This is a genomic window from Argonema antarcticum A004/B2 (genome assembly GCF_023333585.1).
GTDB classification, from domain to species: domain Bacteria; phylum Cyanobacteriota; class Cyanobacteriia; order Cyanobacteriales; family Aerosakkonemataceae; genus Argonema; species Argonema antarcticum.
The window spans coordinates 42243-62151 of sequence record NZ_JAIQZN010000029.1; the positions used below are offsets into that span (position 1 = coordinate 42243).

General features: G+C 41.7%; 12 protein-coding genes. 9 read left to right on the forward strand and 3 right to left on the reverse strand.

The features are described from left to right. Positions 1 to 96: 96 nt before the first annotated feature. On the forward strand, positions 97 to 2937 hold the full coding sequence (locus LAY57_RS14590) for a CHAT domain-containing protein (RefSeq protein WP_249067506.1): 2841 nt from the start codon (positions 97 to 99) through the stop codon (positions 2935 to 2937). A gap of 13 nt (positions 2938 to 2950) precedes the next feature. Here LAY57_RS14590 and LAY57_RS14595 read toward each other — a convergent pair whose 3' ends face one another. The 3 genes from LAY57_RS14595 to LAY57_RS14605 are packed head-to-tail and all read right to left on the reverse strand — an operon-like array spanning position 2951 to position 7538. Next, a complete protein-coding gene (locus LAY57_RS14595) occupies positions 2951 to 3739 on the reverse strand; it encodes a DUF928 domain-containing protein (protein WP_249067507.1) in 789 nt (262 codons plus the stop codon). A gap of 2 nt (positions 3740 to 3741) precedes the next feature. Beyond that, positions 3742 to 5892 carry a CHASE2 domain-containing protein gene (locus tag LAY57_RS14600; RefSeq protein WP_249067508.1) on the reverse strand — a complete coding sequence of 717 codons (2151 nt, stop codon included), beginning with the start codon at positions 5890 to 5892 and terminating at the stop codon, positions 3742 to 3744. Between the two features lie 11 nt (positions 5893 to 5903). Further along, positions 5904 to 7538, reverse strand: coding sequence for an NB-ARC domain-containing protein (locus LAY57_RS14605; RefSeq protein WP_249067509.1), 1635 nt, complete (start codon positions 7536 to 7538; stop codon positions 5904 to 5906). A 363-nt stretch (positions 7539 to 7901) separates the two neighbouring features. Between LAY57_RS14605 and LAY57_RS14610 the strand changes: the two genes are divergently transcribed. The 8 genes from LAY57_RS14610 (at position 7902) to LAY57_RS14645 (ending at position 19837) form a co-directional block, all read left to right on the forward strand. Beyond that, entirely contained in the window at positions 7902 to 9230 is a 1329-nt protein-coding gene (locus LAY57_RS14610) for a hypothetical protein (protein ID WP_249067510.1), read from the forward strand. 48 nt (positions 9231 to 9278) lie between these two features. Beyond that, positions 9279 to 9617 carry a PEP-CTERM sorting domain-containing protein gene (locus LAY57_RS14615; RefSeq protein ID WP_249067511.1) on the forward strand — a complete coding sequence of 113 codons (339 nt, stop codon included), beginning with the start codon at positions 9279 to 9281 and terminating at the stop codon, positions 9615 to 9617. 71 nt (positions 9618 to 9688) lie between these two features. Then, positions 9689 to 9922, forward strand: coding sequence for a hypothetical protein (locus LAY57_RS14620; RefSeq protein WP_249067512.1), 234 nt, complete (start codon positions 9689 to 9691; stop codon positions 9920 to 9922). A gap of 287 nt (positions 9923 to 10209) precedes the next feature. Beyond that, on the forward strand, positions 10210 to 15696 hold the full coding sequence (locus LAY57_RS14625; protein ID WP_249067513.1) for a VWD domain-containing protein: 5487 nt from the start codon (positions 10210 to 10212) through the stop codon (positions 15694 to 15696). A 125-nt stretch (positions 15697 to 15821) separates the two neighbouring features. Beyond that, positions 15822 to 15962, forward strand: coding sequence for a hypothetical protein (locus tag LAY57_RS14630; RefSeq protein ID WP_249067514.1), 141 nt, complete (start codon positions 15822 to 15824; stop codon positions 15960 to 15962). 548 nt (positions 15963 to 16510) lie between these two features. After that, a complete protein-coding gene (locus LAY57_RS14635) occupies positions 16511 to 17479 on the forward strand; it encodes a CAP domain-containing protein (RefSeq protein WP_249067515.1) in 969 nt (322 codons plus the stop codon). Positions 17480 to 17497: 18 nt separating this feature from the next. Then, complete coding sequence (locus LAY57_RS14640) at positions 17498 to 18301, forward strand: calcium-binding protein (RefSeq protein ID WP_249067516.1); 804 nt, start codon at positions 17498 to 17500, stop codon at positions 18299 to 18301. A 114-nt stretch (positions 18302 to 18415) separates the two neighbouring features. Continuing rightward, positions 18416 to 19837 (forward strand): hypothetical protein, encoded by a 1422-nt coding sequence (locus tag LAY57_RS14645; RefSeq protein WP_249067517.1) that lies wholly within the window; start codon positions 18416 to 18418, stop codon positions 19835 to 19837. The last annotated feature ends 72 nt before the right edge of the window (positions 19838 to 19909 follow it).

A 19909-nucleotide genomic window follows, 5' to 3' on the forward strand; every position in this document is an offset into this window, starting at 1 on the left:
TAAATCAAACTTTCGTCTATTGTACTTTCGGTATAGAATGGGGTCAATAAAAGTATAAAATTTTTACATCCCAATCGAAAACTATCCTTTTTGGCAATGACTCCTTGGCGAAAGACTTTCAGACTGCTGTTAATATTCCTATTATTTATCCTCTCCCTTGGCATACCGTCTGTGGTGGCGAAGGTTTCTGCACAACCTCCCAGTGTCCAAAGTTTGTATCCTGCACTACAACTGGTGAAAGAGGGCAGAACTTTGTATGAAGGCGGACGCTTTGCGGAAGCGGCGGAGGTTTGGAAACAAGCGATTTCGGCTTTTGCAACTCAAAATGATAAGCTGAATCAAGCAATGGCATTAAGCAATCTTTCCCTTACCTATCAGCAATTGGGAAAGTTGCCGGATGCAGATAAAGCTATTACTGAAGGTTTGCAACTTCTGAAAACGGAAAGAAGCACAAAAGAGCAGTTGCGAATTCTTGCCCAAAGTCTGGATATCCAGGGACAGTTGCAATTAATGAAAGGTGAATCGGAAGCAGCTTTGCAAATGTGGCAACAAGCTGCCGAAAATTACAGTCAGATTGGCGATAAATTTGCTATAGTTCAAAATGAAATTAACCAAGCCCAAGCTATGCAAGCTTTGGGACTTTACAGTCAAGCTGTAAAAAGGCTTACTGAAGTCAAGAAATTCCTAGAAGAACCGTTTTTCCAGACGCAGGATAGGGCGACTTTACAACTTAAAGCTACTGGGTTGCGATCGCTTGGCAATGCTCTCCGTATTTTTGGTAATTTAGATTTGTCGAAAAGTATCTTACAGCAAAGTTTGAACGTTGCTAAAGAGTCTCAATACATTGAGGATATTATTGCTGCCGAACTGAGTTTAGCTGATACCGATCGATCTATAGCCAACCGGAGCAGGAACTTATTAGACGACCCCATAATTACAACAATTATCGATACCAAAAACTATCAAGAAGCCGTAGAAAATTTGTACAGTTTGGCTTTCGATGGATATCGTAATATAACTAATTCAGAAGCTACGCCGATCGCAAAAATTCAAGCCGAACTCAATCATCTAAGCTTATTGCTAGACATCAAGCGATGGTGGGTAGAACAGATTAACAAACGCCAAATGACTTGGCCTGAACTTGAGTTGCAACTCACCCAAAAAGCACTTTTTTTGTGGTCTAAAATTGAATCGCAAATTAATAATTTATCTGCCAGTAGAGCGGCTGTTTTTGCTCGGATTAACTTAGCTCAAAGTTTAGTTTGCCTTACGCAGACAAAGGCAAAAGCAGAATACTCATCCCCGATCGCACAATCGTGCCCTTTTTCCGATGAAAAAGTTGAGGATGAGCGGAAAATTTGGCAATTAGAAAATGTTCCTACTTGGCAACAAATTAGTCAAATACTGGCAACTGCTGTCCGAGAATCTCGCGCTCTAAATGATGTGCGATCGCAAGCTTATGCACTTGGTTATCTCGGTGGTATTTATCAACAAAATCAGGATTACGAAAATGCTGAATTTTTGACAAAAAAAGCTTTAAAATTGACCGCTGATATTGATGCGCCTAACATTGATTACCTCTGGCAATGGCAATTGGGAAGACTGCGAAAAGCGAAGGGAGATGAAAAAGGTGCGATCGCAGCTTACACTACCGCATTTGATACTCTCAAATCTCTGCGAAAAGATTTGGTTTCTATTAGTAGAGACGTGCAATTTAACTTTCGGGATAGTGTAGAACCATTCTATCGCGAATTAGTCGAATTGTTATTAAAAGAGGCGCAACCCAGTCAAACTAATCTGAAGCTAGCACGGGAGGCAATAGAAGCACTGCAATTAGCTGAATTAGATGATTACTTTCGGTCAGCTTGCGTGAGTGGTAGGCCGGAATTAATAGATCGAGTAGTTGATGAAGATAAAGCAGAATCAAAAGCCGCAGTGATTTATCCCATTATTTTAAACAAAAAAATGGCAGTAATTGCCAAATTACCCAAGAAAGACCTACTTTACTATTCAGCCAGTATAGGCAAAAAAGAGATAGAAAGCATTTTACAAAAATTATGGCAAGAATTAAAACTACCATCTCCATCTGCCAAGGGAAAGGAATTATCTAAACAAATATATAACTGGTTAATTCAACCAATCGAAACAGATTTAATGGCAAGTCAAGTAAAAACTTTAGTATTTGTGCTAGATGGGAAATTGCGTAACATTCCAATGGCAGCACTTTTCGATGGGAAAGAGTATCTTATGCAAAAATATGGTATAGCTCTAGCTCCAGGCTTACAACTAATAAGCCCCAAACCTTTATCTCGACAATATTTAAATGTTTTAGGTGCTGGAGTGAGTATGGAACAAGAACTTATGGAAGGCGTAAAATATACTTCTCTACCTAATGTTAAAATTGAATTAGAGCTAATTAAGGAGAAACTTTCTAGTGAAATACTTCTCAATCAAAATTTTACAGATGCAAAATTTAAACAGCAAATAGGCTCAGATAAATTTTCTGTTGTTCATATAGCAACGCACGGTCAATTTAGTTCTAACCCTGACCAAACTTATATCGTTATTTGGGGTAAACGCTTGAAAGTTACAGAACTAGATAATATCCTTCGGGTTAGTGATCGCGTAAATTCCAAACCTATCGAATTGCTCCTTCTTACCGCCTGCGAAACCGCCAAGGGAGACGAACGAGCTACTTTAGGAATTGCGGGAGTAGCCGTGAGAGCAGGCGCACGCAGTACCTTAGCTTCTTTATGGCGAGCAGATGATAAAACTACTGTTGTTTTAATAGATGAGTTTTACCAACAGTTAAAAAACAACCCCCGGTTACCTAAAACAGAAGCACTCCGCTTGGCTCAACAGAAACTTTTAAAAGATAACCCCGCTACTCCACCATCTAAATGGGCTCCTTACATCCTGTTAGGAAACTGGCAGTAGAAGCCCCAAAAATTTAGTTAGTGGGAGGTTTATTAAACGTACAGCATGGTACGAAAGGTTTGGAGGCAATATCACCTAAATCGAGCGATCGCATTAGCTTATCCCAATCTGCTTTCAGCGCCGCATCCTCAGAATTATTCATGCGAGCTTCTGCCAAAACATTAAAAGCATCATACCAAAAACCATTTCCTAAATACAGATTAGACCGTTCTCGCGGTCTAGCTGTATCTAACTGCTGCATCAGTTCTCGACTAGGTGCAACGCGCTCGATTTCTCCTTCCACAGAAATGCGATCCTCTGAATTTTTTGGATCGCAGTTAATTGTAAAATACCAACGATAACGTTTGCCAATTTCAAGTGTCGGAGATCCGGATGGAAGACGTAGACTAATAAAGCCTGGTGTTGCAGATAGGGGCATTTTTGTTAGCGGCAGAACATCGTTTCCTGCTTCGTCTTGAACTTCAAAGCTGAAAGAGTCTACATCTTGGGACGCAAATGAAATATAAAACCAAAAAGTTTCTTGGGCAGCGATCGCTTTTCCAGATGCAGGCATGAGGGCAATTATAGGAGATTTTTCAGAAGATTCTCCACTCGGACACTTAGAATTACCAGGACGACCTCCACCTCCTCCTTGTGGGCCACCGGGCGTACCTGTTTTGGGTGGATTTGGAGGAGGTGATGTGTTTTTGCTCAACTGTATTTCCCCTGAGAAATTGCCGATAAAGCTAGCGATCGCGTCGGGTGCGCGTAGAGCGATCGCTAAGATCGCAATCAGGCTGAATTTGATTAGCTGTACGGGCATTTTTATTTGGATTGTCGAGTCTGAAATGAAGTATAAGCTATCCCAGACACTCCTGTTACAACCCAAGCTAAAATAGAAGGGATAAGTGGTAGCCAAGCACCTTGAATAAACAAAGCAAAGTAAAATACATATAAAATAGCAATGAAAATTGTTAGGGCTAACCATATAATTAATAATGGTGAATAACGCCAATACCAAACAATTATTCCACCTATTAACGAGCAAATCAAAACTAAAATTGCATCTCCCCACTGAGGCAACCACCACAATAAAGGACGCTTATCCAAAACTGTACTTAGAATTTGACTTACCATGTGAGCGTGAACGAACAAACCTGGCATTATACCCAGTGGTGTATTGTGATTATCTTTCACACTATCGGCAATAGTTCCGATCAGAATTATTTTATCTTCGATCAAACTAGAGTTAACGCGATCGCTCAAAATATCCGTCACCGTGACTTGCTTGGCAACTTCAGAACTTGAACGATAATTTAGTAGCACTTGGTTGCCTCTTGCATCTATGTTTTGATATCCCCCAGCGCGACTTTCTAGCGATTTAAATACTATGTTATACTCTGGTTTTTCAAACACCCAATCTTGTTCTGAGGTAACCTTTGTTTGAATATTTTTTTCATCCAGGTATCTATAAGCTAATTGAAAGCTAAAACTATGGCCTGTATTACAATCCTGAAAACCTTCTTTTGCATCTGGATAACGAGATAAAAGATAACGACGAACAGTATTTATGCCATCAATATCGTACAATAAGTTAACAAAACCTAACCTTTCTATGGTGCTTTTAGGTGGGGGTGCAATACTTTCTTTGTCAGCAGCAAATTTACATATAGCAATCAGACGATTATTTTTTTTCAGATGAGCGACAAATTTATCATAGCCCGGTGGTACAGGTCGATCGCGATAAAGATCTAAGCCAATTACTATTGGTTGATACTGTTGAAGTTTATCTAAAAGTTGCGCTAGGATCGCATCTGGCAGCGGATGACCGTATTTGGCGATATCCTTTTCATTAGCTACTACCATGAGGATGCGAGAATCTAGACGTTCGGGAGGACGCGATCGCATTAAACGATCGTAAGCTTGTAACTCCGACGATTGCAATATCCCAAACCACCTTATCCCCATCACTGCGCTTGTTACCAACACACTCGCCAGCAACACTTTTGGCAAATCCCGCCATCTAAACCTAACTTTTGGCTTAGTTTGACGCGATTTCAACCTTTCTAAAATAACTTGCGTATTTTGAGGTCGATTTTTTGGCAAAGTCGCCATCAAATCATCAATTAACTCTGCAAACCACTTAGAAATATTTGTAGCTTCATCTCGCCAAATCAACCTACCCTTTGCGTTTGTGCGAAATTTATTGGGGTTTTTGCTAGTCAACAAATGCACAAATGTGCGCCCCAAAGCAAAAAAATCAGATTGCGGAACTGCTTGTCCTTGATGTTGTTCTGGTGCGGTATATCCTTGCGAAAAAACTATCGTGACATTGTGTTCTGACAGTCGATCGATATCAACAGGCGTAATTTCTCCTACTGTACCGAAATCAATTAACGCCAGTTGCCCATCTGGGCGAAGCATAATATTGGATGGCTTAATATCACGATGAAAAATTTCTCTTTTGTGTATTATACCTAAAATTATTGCTAATTCTTTCAGCCAATTAATTGCTAAATTTTCAGTTATTTTCCCATTTCTTTCTAACCACTGTTCCAAATTATGTCCTTCAATTTTTTCCATTACTAAGCAATGCAATTGCTTGCCTCTCTTGCCATACGAAATCGTAAAATAACCTTTAACGCTGACTCTAGGAATTCCCGGATGTCTAAGCGTCATTAAAACCCGCGCCTCTCGCTCAAACAGGTGTACCATACCGGAATTGCGGTTGATTTTTAAAACTTTTGGTATTTGCCAATCTTCTTCCCCAACACCCCAATCTTGCACCTCAAATATTTCCGCATTACCTGTTTCGTTTAAGTCTCGCAAAGGTTTGATCAATCGATAGCGATCGTTCACAAACAACGACGTACCACAACTTTGACACTGTTTGAGATTGTCAGGATTTTCTCGTCGATCGCACTCAGGATTAATGCAGTAGTTTACACCGAAAGATTCTTCGTTAATGTTACTCATAAAAATCGTAGTTATTTAAGCAGATTAAGAATATTTTCCCTCGCATATCCAACAAAGTGAGGCGATTTATCTTGCAACATAAATAAAATTTGGTTAAAATAATATGCGATTCTGCTTTCTTCTCTAAAAAATTCCTTCAACTTATTCTTAATTGGTGTAATTATCAAACGTAATTGAATAGCATTTACCTCTGAGTCTTCATCCGCAGAAGTGACAAGCGCGTGGTTCCTTAAACGCTCAAAGTTATCAACATTTTGGTAGCTTATTGCTTGTAGAATTTCTTCATATACCTGAACGATTAAGTGCTTAGTTACATACCTCATAACTAATGGTTGTAGTGTAAAAAGAACTGACTCACCTTCTATGTTTTTTTCAACTAGCGATCGCCTACTCAAAGACTCCAAAGCTTCGATAGATTCCGACCTGGATACTGTTAGCAAAATCTTCTCTTGCATCCTCAAAGGAAAACAAAGACGATTTTCGATCGCCAGCCAGTACATTATCTCTTTTTCTAACACTGACAAACGATCGAACTGCTCGTCTAGTAAATTCCGAAAAATCTCCCCAATTACCAAAGTATTTTGTGCCAAAAATTGTTTTATATTCCCTTCAAATAAGTTTTTAATAGTATGACAAACTAGCTTTAATGCCAAGGGATTACCTCGATATGAATCTATTAGGTTACCGCATTCTTTTTGGTAAGACAAACCTTGTACCTGCAAAAGTTCCTGTGCGTCTGGCAATTTCAAACCATCCAATTCCTTGCAGCGAACGGCAAAACCCTCCCTTGATAGCGAGATAAATTCTTGGGGTTTCTCCCGACTCGTTATTACCAGACAACTTTGATGGTTTGATTGTCCTGCAATCCTGAGTAATTCACCATACTTTTCATATCCTTGGAGATGTTGTCCTGCCAAATTACCACCGCGCAAAACGCCTTCATAATTATCCAAAACAATCAGACACCGATGCTTACGCAAATACTCGATTAACCGTGATAAACTAATAGTAGATATTAGAGAGTAATCGGTTGTGACTCGTTGCGAAAGAGATAATATTAAATTAGTAAGAATTTCTTCAAAAGGAGGAGCATGACGAAGCGATCGCCAAATAACAAACTCAAAACTATCCTGTAACTGTTGAATTAACTTCACAGTTAGGGCGGTTTTTCCAATTCCACCCATACCAAACATAGTCAGCAAGCGACAGCGATCGCTCAAAATCCATTCTTTGAGCGTTTTTAGTTCCTCTTGGCGACCGAAAAAAACAGGTACATCCGGCGCTTCACCCCAATCTTGATACGGTTTGATCGATGGCGATTTTCTGTATTCTGCCAGCCAATCAATAATGTTTCTCCAGTTTGATAACGAATTTGGGTTTCGTTTGCTCAGATTCTCAACATATCGATACAAAGTTTTAGATAAATCCGCTTCTACCCCTCTGGGAGTCTTATGCAGTTTTTGGGCCATTGCCGCCGGACTGTAACCGCAAAGCAATCCCCGCAGGTGCAGCTTTTCAGTCTCCGTTAGTTCCCTTCTTTTATAAGCTGCCAAAACCTGCTTAGCTTGGGCCAAGTCTGCGTACAGCTTATCGAGGTTCCAATCATTTGCGGCTTCTGTGAATTCAGCTGATGATCGATCGCACATAAATGCCATTACAGACAACCGTTGTAAAATTCCTAACCTAAATCCTAACCTAATTCACAACCTCTGTTGTGCTTGAGCCACTGCTTGCCTGGGCTATCCTCTTCTCATGCTCACCAAAGAGCAGACAATCAGAACGTTCTCACATACTCTCCCTGCTTAATCGAGAATAGCAGGCGCAAGACCGGGTTTTCCAGAAAACCCGCGTTTTTTCTGCAAATCGAAACTGCAAATACAGGGTAGTTCTACTGCGGGAGAAAACATTGTAGCGGTTACACCACGCCAGAAGCAAAGGAGCGATCGTTACACATTAGTTAGGCTGCATTCGCATTCTTAATTCTTTTTATTACTTTCACCGAGGTTTCTATGCCATTCAATATTGAATTTGACTACCGATTTGATAGCAAGGGGTTTTTCAACGATCCAGCACGAAGGCAGGCTTTAGAAGCAGCAGGGAATATTTGGGAAAGCTACATCCAAGATGAATTTCCCGATGTGGGAGCTGGCATTCAGTTAAATGCGATAAATCCTGAAACAGATCAACCAGTTCCAGTTACTTTACCTTCTGGAATTGACGATTTGTTGATTTTCGTTGGTAGTGAAGATCTCACAGGCAGTACCCTTGGCGAGGGAGGATCTTCAAGCGGCGCTGCTGGCACTATTTTCGAGAAGCGATACTTCGGCTCTAATTTTGAGCCTCACGTGGGTCATATCGTATTTGACACGAATAGTCCAGATGGAAGTCCACGTCTGTGGTTTTTTGACCCCACACCCACCACAGGCAATGATATTCCACCCGGACAATCTGACTTTATTTCCATCGCCTTGCATGAAATAGGGCACGTTTTGGGAGTGGGACAAGCCGAAATTTTTGACACACTAGGTAACGGAGCCAAATTTAATGGCTTGAATGCTCTAAGCGTTAACGGAGGTCAACCAATTCCGCTTGAAAGCGACTTAGCACATATTAAAGAAGGTTTCCTAAGCGATAATCAGCCTGTCCTTATGGACCCATCAGGAACCCCCGGACGCACTTTACCGACACCGGCTGACTTGGCAGTATTGGCAGATATTGGCTACCAAATTCCAGGCTATCAAGCTCAAGGTTCAACGCCACCAATAGCGACAGAAGGTGCTGACCAAATATTTGGCACAGTTTTGGCCGATATGATCAACGGGTTAGATGGCAACGACCAAATTCAAGGAGATCTTGGCAACGATATGATCTTGGGGTTAACAGGCGATGATAACATTTTTGGTCAGCAAGATAACGATGCTCTCTTTGGCAATCGAGGTAACGATCAAATCCTGGGCGAGTTAGGCGATGACGTTATTTATGGTGGAAGAGACGATGATAATTTGTTTGGCGAAGAGGGCAACGATTATCTATCAGGCGATCGCGGCAATGACCAACTTAGAGGCGGTGCTGGCAGGGATACCTTTGTTTTTCGCGCCGAAAGCAGTACGGATGTAATTAGTGATTTTGTAGTAACAGAAGACTTCATCCAGGTGGCTGGTGGTCTGGGTTTTAATAGTGGAGCAGATTTGTTAGGCGCTATTGCCACTCCTATCCCAGTTACAGGTGGAGGACTGCTTTCGGAAATTACCCTTAGTGCTGGAAACACCATTAGAGTCTTTAGCGATGTTGCTTTGACAGCGGCAAACTTTACGATCGCAGGCCCTACTACCTTGTAACAGAACTGTAAATTGGCTGGTATTTTCCTAACATTAGGACGAAAAAAAATGACTGAACTATCTAAGTATTTGATGACCGCTGTTATTTCCTCTGTTTTAGCTTCTGGATGCTTAATTGCTACTTCCAGTAAAGCTTTTGCAGATATAAAAATAGGAAATAATCAACAGACAAATCAGACTAAAACAAACTCGCAAGTTTACTCTATAGATGAGTGGCCTGAAGTACGAGAAGAGCTTTGCGGTAAATGTAAGTCCGATCGCAATTCTGACGAAAACAAAGTTTCCGTTCCCGAACCATCTTCGGTAATTGCCCTGGTAATACTGGGTGGCTCTTTGTTGCTGACCAACAAGATAAAGCCCAGATATATCTGGCTTAGGAACAAATAGCTGTGTTTCCAAAAGCGATCGCATTCCTAAAAATCCGATCGCTTCCCCTTCGCTCTATCTAGGATGTAGAAATGTCATCAGAATCTGACAATCCGCCAACTACCATTAACGAAATTTTCGCCCGGATTGAGAGCCTTCTGCTTGAAACTTGGCAAGAAACGGGCTTTGGGTGTTTGACCATCGAAAGCGATCGGCCCAAAGATAAAAAAATTCGGATAATTATCAAGGGTGGCACTCATTATCGGTATGTTATTACTGATGAAGAAGTTGTGAGGTGGGCTGGAAACAAATCTTTACGATCGTAATTCTACCCCTAGTGGTATAATTCATGCAAATGCTGGAGTGAGGCAGATGCCCGCACCGCAAAAAGCATCCCTAAAGGGTGCAAGATGCAGCTTGAGGCGTAACGGCTAAAAGCAGGGACGCTGTACGATTGTAAGTATCGACAGCCAACAACTTTAAATCAACTTAATATTTAGAGAACCTAGTCTGTGACGGATGTGAGTTTCGCGGGGCTGGGGAAATGGTTAAATTTGCCATTTCCCCAGCTTTTTGTTTTTGTCAACCAATAATTTTGTGAGGAATTTAGATTATGCAATCCCTAACAAATTATGCTTCCTTCGGTACTTTAAATCCTGAATTATTGGATGTTGAATTGTCAGATGAACTGAAAAATGCCCAGAATTACTTGAGAAGTTTGGCGACAAGTCCAGATTTTGTGACGAAAATGCAGGTGGCTTTTGGTAACGGCTTTGACTTGCAAAAGGTAGAAGAGTTAGCTGCATCTTGGGGAAAAGGAGATTTTGGCAATTTTCCACAAATTGAGATGCGCGATGCGGCTGAAATTAATGGTGCGAGGGGCGCTTTTGCTGCTGCTACGAATACGATTTATTTATCGCGGGAATTTGCGATCGAGAGTGAGGGGAATGTGGATGCGATCGCATCTGTTCTCCTGGAAGAATACGGTCATTATATAGACTCGCAGATTAATGCGATCGATGCTGCTGGCGATGAAGGCGAAATTTTTGCTGCACTTGCTCAGGGGAAGGTGTTGAATGAGTCGGAATTGGCGGCGTTGAAGGGTGAGGATGATAGTGCGATCGTTGTTTTGGATGGGGAAGAGGTGAGAATTGAGCAGGCTGAAATGACGAGTCAAACAGACAAACTAAACTTTTTTGCTGGAAAAATTGGAAATTGGGGTGGTGGTTCTTCAGGTCTGGAAGAAGATTTATTTAAACCAATAGAAATTTCAGCCCCAGGTGGAACAGTTGATAACCTATTCGCTAAATTTGATTGGGATTTAAAATCTGAATTAAAAGGTTCTGTTTTTGTCACTCCTGGCAATTTTGGAGAAGCAAAGTTTTCCTACCCAATCGATGTTGCTGTAGAATTACCCAAAGAAGTAGATTTAGGTGAAACTTTTTCAATCATACCAGGAGTTGGAGTCAAAAATTCAGCCGCAGAATTTGATTCACAAGGAACTAAAGGATTTGAATTGCCCAATGCCGGATTCAAAATAGAAGCTAATTTAAGAAAAGCTACACTAAAGGATCTGACAATTAAAAATCCGTTCGGTCATCCTTTTCAACCAGATATAGCCATAGAAAGTAGTGGAGGTCAGGCTGAACTAAGTTTTGATGTTATTAAGTATCCTGAAGGTGGTTTTGAATTTCCTGGTGGAATAGGTTCAATCACCGCTTCAATACCCAAAATTGAGGATGGAGAAATACAACCTACGGCTGCTCGTGACAGTAGCGATCCACTACTACCAGATATTGCTGCTTCTGGTAAATCGAACAATATTATAAATTTAGAAGGAGATTTAGATAAAATATTTGCTCTCTCTTTTCCAGCACTGAGAGTGCTAGGGAATGAAGTAGAAGCATCCTTACCAGAAGAAAGAATTAAGGCTAAATTAAGTTACGATCTTTTAGACATCAAAGCTAATATTGGATTAGGTCTTCAGCAAGATTTTACATTCGATCCTGACAGAGCAGAAGTCACAATGTCAGTAGATGGACAATCTGAACAAAATGGAGTTTTAGGTAATCAAAATAACAAGTTTGAATTTAAAGCTCCTTCTCAAGGCTCTGGACTGGTAAAAGTAAAAGCTAAATATGAACTTTTCGGTAACGTAAAAAATAACATCGGTTCTGTTTTTCAAGGTGGTATCGATGTTAGCGCTCTCCAAGCCGGAGGAAGTTTTGAAATTGGAAACTTATCAGGTAGTTCTCAGTTTGGCCCACTGTTGTCGCTAAAGATACCAGAAGGTGGTTTTGCAACCGATCCATTACCCTTGATTGGTAGTCCTCCAACCAAGCCTAGTGATTTCGATCCAAAATTTAAAATTTTGAAAACAATTAATACCAAGGAAGTTGAAGGAACAGAATTAGATGATAAGAATCCAGATCAAAATGCCAGCAAAAATCTCATAGTTGAGGTTGAGTACGAAATTCCCTACAACCTACCTTTTTCCATCTCAGATGCGCGTGCAACAGAAGGAGACAACTTAGTATTTACAGTATCGCGCCGCGAACCATCAAATCAAGCAGTAAACTTGATAGTCGAATACGAAAATGGAAACGCAACAGCAGGCGAAGACTATTCTCCCAGTCAAAGGACAGTAACAATTCCTGGCGGACAAGTTAGCGCTGATATTACTGTACCAACTACCGGAGATAACAAACAAGAATCAACTGAAACTTTCAAAGTTAAACTGAAAAAACCTGATGGTTCCAGCTTTGCTACTAACGATCCAGTTACTACAATTGATGCGACAGGCATAATTATCGACGACGACCAAAAACCCGATCGACCTAAAGACGGAGGCAAAACCTACAACGACCCCCGCATCGTCACTCTCGACAAGCAATACCACGACTTTCAAGCAGTTGGAGAATTCGTATTAGTTGAATCAACTAGCGGCGATCTAAAAATTCAGGTACGACAACAACCACTGGGTAGCGATCGCCTCGGTAGCGTCTCCGAAAACACAGCCGTAGCCACAGTTTTGGCTGGACAACGCATCGGCATTTACAGAGATCGAGGACTTTTAATCAACGGCAACCCCACCACTATTGCTAATAATGACTCACTCATTATTGGAGATGGTCGCATTTATCGTGAAGGTGGTCAATATACCATTGTTTACGGCACTGGCGATCAACTGGTTGCAAGTGTATCAAATCGCGTTAATGTAAGCTTTTTTGCCAAAGAAGAACGACAAGGACAAATTAAAGGATTACTGGGTAACTTCAACCGAGATCCGAAAGACGATCTCACTAAACGAGATGGTACTGTACTAACTCCTCCTGTCACCCTCAGTCAGCTTTACAACGAGTATGCGGATAGCTGGCGCATCAACCAAGCTGAGTCTTTATTTGACTACAAACCCAGTGAAAATACTAACACTTTTACTAACAGAAACTTCCCGCGCAAGAAGGTCACTCTCAGAGATTTAGACCCCACAGATATTCGGCGTGCAGAACAAGTAATTGGCGATCGCATTTCCAACCCCATTGTCCGCGAAGCTGCCATCATCGATTATATTCTCACGGGATTTGATGAAAGCATCATCGAAGAAGCGATCGCATCCCTCACCCCCGAAAGCGTACTCGCGATCGCCATCCCCACCCAAGCAGTTGACGACTTCACCGCTACCACCGTCAACACACCCATCAGACTTGATGTTACCAGCAACGACGATCGCACTATCGGTGTCCCCATCTCCATCTTCAACTTTGACCAAACCTCAACCGCAGGTAGCATCATCAGATTAGATGATAACAGCACTCCCGACGACAAAACCGACGACCAATTAATCTACACCCCAACTGCCAATTTTACTGGTAACGATACCTTCAACTACACTGTAACCGATGGCACTCAAACCAGTACCGCCAAAGTAACAGTAAATATCGCCGCTTTCAACCTCTCAAACCTCAACGGTAGTAACGGTTTTACCCTCAACGGAATTAACGCGGGTAACTTCGCTGGCGTTTCCGTCAACACGCTGGGAGATTTCAACGGCGATGGTTTCCATGACTTCATTATCGGAGCCTTCGCAGCCGATCCCAATAACAATAATGCCGCCGGAGAAACTTATGTAGTCTTCGGCAAAAAAGGCGGATTTCCTGCTAGCATAGACTTACCAAAACTAGACGGAAGCAACGGTTTCATCCTCAACGGTATCGATACCAATGGTTTTAGCGGCGGTTCTGTCAGCAGTGCGGGAGACATCAACGGCGATGGACTTGACGACTTAGTTATCGGTGCTTTTGGAGCAACAGCTAACGGTCAAAATAATGCCGGAAAGAGTTATGTAGTGTTTGGTTCAAAAGCAGTTCTTCCTGCTCGATTAAACCTTTCTGACCTCAACGGAAATAACGGTTTTGTAGTCAACGGAATTAACGAATTCGACTATTTAGGTTTATCCGTTAGCGGTGCAGGCGATATCAACGCCGATGGGATTGATGACTTGTTAATGAGCGCTCCTGGCCCATTAAACGGTACTCTCAGCAAGAGCTATGTGATGTACGGTCACAAAGGAAATTTCGCCGCCAATCTCAACTCTTCTGATATTAATGGTAGCAACGGATTTGTTATTAACGATAATGATGGAAAATCCGGTACTTCCGTTAGTGCTGCTGGGGATATTAATGGAGATCGCATCGATGATATCATCATCAACGCCGAAGAAAACGACTCGAATAACTACGTAGTATTCGGTTCCGCTAAAGGATTTCCGGCTAATTTTAACTTATCGGAACTCAACGGCAGTAACGGTTTCATTCTCGATACTCTAAATGAAAAATCCGGCACTACTGTCAGCAAAGCAGGAGATATTAACGGCGATACCATTGATGATTTAATTATCTCCCTGGCTAGCAGCAATTCTAACATTGGAAAAACCTACATTTTATTTGGCAACAACCGAGGCTTTGCTCCTCGCTTCGATGTTTCCCAATTCAATGGCAGGAATGGTTTTGCAGTTATTAACAACATCGATGGTAACTCAATTAGTGCTGTTAGCGGTGCGGGAGATATCAACGGAGATGGGATTGACGATTTAGCGATCGCCACTTCCCAAGCTAACGCTAACGCAGGCAAGACTTACATCCTATTTGGCGATAATGCCGGATTTACTCCCACTTTTTACCTCTCCAAAATTAATGGTACTAACGGCTTAGTTATCAATGGTATTAAGGAGGACGATTTATCTGGAACTTCTCTCAGTCAGGGAGGAGATATTAACGGCGACAATATAGACGACTTAGTTATTGGTTCTCCGGGTAACTTGTTTAAAAATTCGCCCGGTCAAACTCATGTGGTATTTGGAAATACGCTTTTCGGTAGCAGCAAAGACACCAGCAATTTAGCCAAACTTTTGTTTGATTCCCGCTATTACAGCAACCAAAATCCAGATGTGCGATCGGCAGTTTCTAATGGTTTATTCCATAACGCCTTTGAACATTTTGTTAAGTTTGGTTTAAATGAAGGACGCGAACCAAGTGCGACATTTGCTGGTGATTATCTAACTAATAATCCAGATGTTGCAGCAGCCGTTAATACTGGTATTTTCCATAGCGGTTTTGAACATTTTATCAAAGCGGGTTTGGCGGAAGGACGACAACCAGATTCAATTCTCGGTTCTTTAGCTTCCTTAGAAGTATTTTATCGCTCCGAAAATCCAGATGTGGTACAAGCTATTCAACAAGAAATTTTAAGCAGCGGATTGGAACATCTAATCCGGTTCGGAATGTTTGAGGAACGTCCTCCCTTTACCCGCTTTAACGCTTTGTCGGAAACCTTCAATTCCGATTTTTATTTAGCTCAAAATCAGGACGTGAAACAAGCTGTTGATGCTGACATTATAGGCAGTGGATTTGAACATTTTGTTAATTTTGGCTTGTTGGAAGGACGCGACCCCAGCAGCCAATTTAGTAATAGTTCGTATCTAGCGAATTATCCAGATATTGCTGGCGCTGTTAGTAACGGTATCTTCCGCAGCGGATACGAACACTTTATGAAGTATGGTTTTGGAGAAGATCGAGTTGGTGTAGAGACCAGTTTTCGATGATAGAGAAAGTGCTGTGCGTGACTTAAAGGAAAAGTTGGCCGTAGCGGCAAGCTTTTCCTTTAAAATTATCTCGATATAGATATTTCGTACTCGATTCGCTCGCTCTAACTAGAAAAACTAGCTAGTTGCGATCGCGCTCAAAAGCCATTCCACAAAGCAGTTGTGAAATTCCTAACCAAAATCCTAACGTAATTCACAACCAACGTTGTGCGATCGCCACAGGTTGTCTCGGTTATGCTCTTCTCAAGCCCAGCGAAGCGCCGTAATTCTCAGCACGGAGATAATTCGTTTTTTTGTAGAGATGTTACATCATTCACAATATGTCTTGCCCTCAAAACCTCTTTGGACAGCCTGGTTGCTACATCACCGCTCATCCAGACCGCCCGCACGAGAAATTTTGTGCGACTTGTCAAAAACAATTTGTTGATTCCGAACCATTGGGAGTTTTACATTTATTTGCCATCCTAATATTGGCACTTTTCCTGAGCAATTCAATCCAGAGTAGGTCATCTCAAACTTCCCAACCAGCCTCTGTAATTATCGAGCATACAGAAGAGTGAAACAAATCCCTAACCAAAATCCTAACATAATTCACAACCGACGTTGTGCGATCGACACTGGTAGGTTAGGCTACGATCTTCTCATGCTCATTCAAAGCAGAATATCGGAGCGTTCTCATATTTTATTCTTGCTAGATCGACAACTCACACTCGCTCGATCTGGTTTCCCAAAAAAACCGCGTTTTTTCTACAGCAGAAACCGGAAATTTGGGGTACTTCTACAATTCCTGCATAAGTTTTGGAGCGAATAACCTATGACCGTAAACCTATTGGATGTAAATTACTATCGCTCTGCCAATCCAGATTTAGTTAGATCTGGACTTGGCACAGATGCACAACTGACCGAACACTTTTTGAAGTTTGGTGTTAACGAAGGCCGTCCCTTCTCGCCATTCGCAAATCTCGATTTTTATCGCGTTAGCAATCAGGATTTAGCTGCGGGTGGGATAAATAGCAACTTGCAAGCTTTTTACCATTTGCAAAACAATGGCGTAGCTGAGGGACGCAGATTTTCTCCTGGCTTTAATTCCTCTTTTTATAAAGCTGTCAATCCCGACTTATCGGGTGCGGGTATGAATAATAACGAACAATTATTCGAGCATTTCCGCGCTTCTGGTGTCAATGAGGGACGCCCCTCCGCAGAAAATTTCAATGTCCGTTTTTATCTGGATGCTAATCCAGATTTGAGGGCAGCAAATTTAAACTATGTGCAGGCATTTCAGCATTACGTAACCTTTGGATATAAGGAAGGACGCGCTGCTGTTCCGGGAGGTTCTACTCCGCCGCCACCTCCTCCACCGCCACAACCAGACCCGAATGTAGATTTTATCACTGGTGTTGTCAACCTGACTAATTCTTTTCGCGCACAAAATAGTTTGCCGCCACTGACGATCAATCCTCAATTGAATGCTTCTGCACAAGCACACACCACAGACATGGCGCTCAACGACTATTTCGATCATACGGGATTGAACGGTTCTGATATTGGCGATCGCATCGGTGCTACAGGTTATAGATACTCCTATATAGGAGAAAACATTGCAGCGGGTTATTCTACACCAGAAGCAGTCGTAAACGGATGGATTAACAGTCCGGGACATCGCGCCAATATGCTTAATCCCAATTATAAGGACATTGGCGTTGGTTACTATTTCCTAGCTAATGATACTGGGAATTTTAACTACAACTATTACTGGACACAAAATTTTGGCAGTCCCTTTTAAATCGCACAGGAGTAAATTATGGGCTTTCTACTAGGTACGGATATTAGCGAACGACTTGAAGGTCAAACTCCAGCAGATAATGACACAATATTTGGTTCTGGCGGTGACGACACGATCGTTGGAGGTTCTGGCAATGACCTGATTAACGGCAACCAAGGAAACGACGTAATCTTTGGAGAATTCAATCCTGGTGGTGATGCTAGCGGAAATGACACCGTGCGCGGAGGTAGAGGCGACGATACAGTTTACGGAGGTGGAGGCGACAGCTTTATTTATGGAGATAAAGGTAACGATTTCCTCACAGGTCAATTCGGAAATGATGTTTTGTTTGGCGGCTCGGAAAACGACGATTTAGAAGGTAATAGAGGTAATGATTCTCTTGATGGAGGAGAAGGAAATGATACTCTCTATGGTTTCAGATTTGACGATGTTCCTATTGCTGGTAGGAATGAAATTGATACTTTAACTGGTGGAACAGGAGCAGATAGGTTTATTTTAGGATTCAATCGCTTAGGGCCAAATGTTGCTTATCAAGATGGAAAAGATGGTTCTGGTACTGACAACTACGCTTTGATTACCGACTTTAGCCTAATCGAAGGCGATTTAATTCAGGTCATTGGCCCCCGACAGTCTATTACATCCTATGTCGGATACATCCGTTTAGCACCATCTCCTACTGGTTTACCACCAGGTACGGCAATTTATACAAGTACTTTCAATGATGACGATGAACTCATTGGTATTGTGCAAGGAACTCCACTAGGCGAAGATACTTTCTTTGCTCAAGATCCGCCTCCTGCTGGCTTTGTTTACGTTTTTTAGCATTCTCTCCCGGTAAATGGGGCGGTGCGTTACAAAGCGAGAAAATTGAAACATTGTAACGCACCCTACTTAATGTACGAAAATCTTTCATTTTGGTAACAGGAGAATTGAACAATGGCAACTATAAACGGCACAACAAGCAATGATTTCCTTGATGGTTCTTTAGAAGCTGACATTATTAGCGGATTAATAGGAGATGACATAATTCGCGGTTTTGACGGCAATGACAATATTAACAGTAATGAAGGAAATGACATTATTAACGGCAACGCTGGTAATGATAACGTGCAAGGCGGTCAAGGCAACGATATCGTGCGCGGAGGTCAAGGAAATGACCAAGTTTTTGGTAATTTAGGTAACGATACTTTATTCGGAGATTTGGGTGCTGATACTTTAACTGGTGGGGAAGGTAACGATACATTTTTCTTACGAAACAATGCTGGTACGGATATTTTTGTTGATTTTGCTGATGGAGTCGATCGACTTGGTTTGTCTAGCGGTTTGAGTTTTAACGACCTTTTAATTAGTCAAGGTACAGGTGCTAACGCTAACAACACTATTATTACAGACAATATCACAGGTGAGCTTTTGGCAATTTTGCAAGGTGTCAATAGCACCACGATAACTCTTGACGATTTTACCACTGGCGATTTTGACGAAAACTTTTACTTGGTAAGGAATTTCGATGTTGCTTATGCACTTTTTAAAGGGCAAATAAACAGTGCTTTAGACCACTACAATCAAGCTGGAAAAGCTGAAGGTCGAATGGGCACTCCTCCCAGACCTAGCACTTTTAATATTGAGTTCGACTATCGATTTGATACGAATGGATTTTTGGCCGATCCCGCTCGCAAAGCAACTTTAGAAGCAGCAGCTAAAGTTTGGGAATCTGTTATTCAAGATGAATTCCCCGATATCCCTGCTGGTACTGCATTCTTCGTAGAAAATCCTCAAACGGGGCAAATAGATAGGATTGTTTTAGATAAGCCGATCGACGATCTTCTAATTTTTGTGGGTGCTAAACCTTTTACTGGCGAAATTAGCGAAGCTGGTGGAGTAACAAATGGTGAAGCTGCTGGTTTTGAAGATGCCAATGGTTTTTCGTATCTTTTCCTAAATCGAATTGAAGGAGATAACTATGAACCTTATGCAGGAAGCATATCATTTAATACTCTAGTTACATATCAGGTCGATTCTACTCCATTTATCTTGAGCGACAATCCGCCTGGAAATTTTGGTTATGGTCTTTTTTCTACTGCGGAGCATGAAATTGGTCACGCTTTAGGAATCGGTTTAGGAGGTACTTTTGAAAAACGAAGTAACGAAAATATTTTTGATGGCCCTAATGTTAGGGCTGTTAATGGAGGCAATCCCATTCCTTTTGATGGTGAAGGGCATCCGCAATTCAATTTTGTGAGCAGTAAGGGTGTGCCAGCTTTTCTAGGAGGTAGTGAGAATTTACGGTCACTTATACCTACAGAAGTGGATTTGGCGATTTTAGCAGATATTGGCTACCAAATTGCTGGGGGTTTTTGAGTAATTTCAAAGCTGGTTTTTCAGGAAGCGATCGCATTCCTAAAAATCCGATCGCTTCCCCTTCGCTCTATC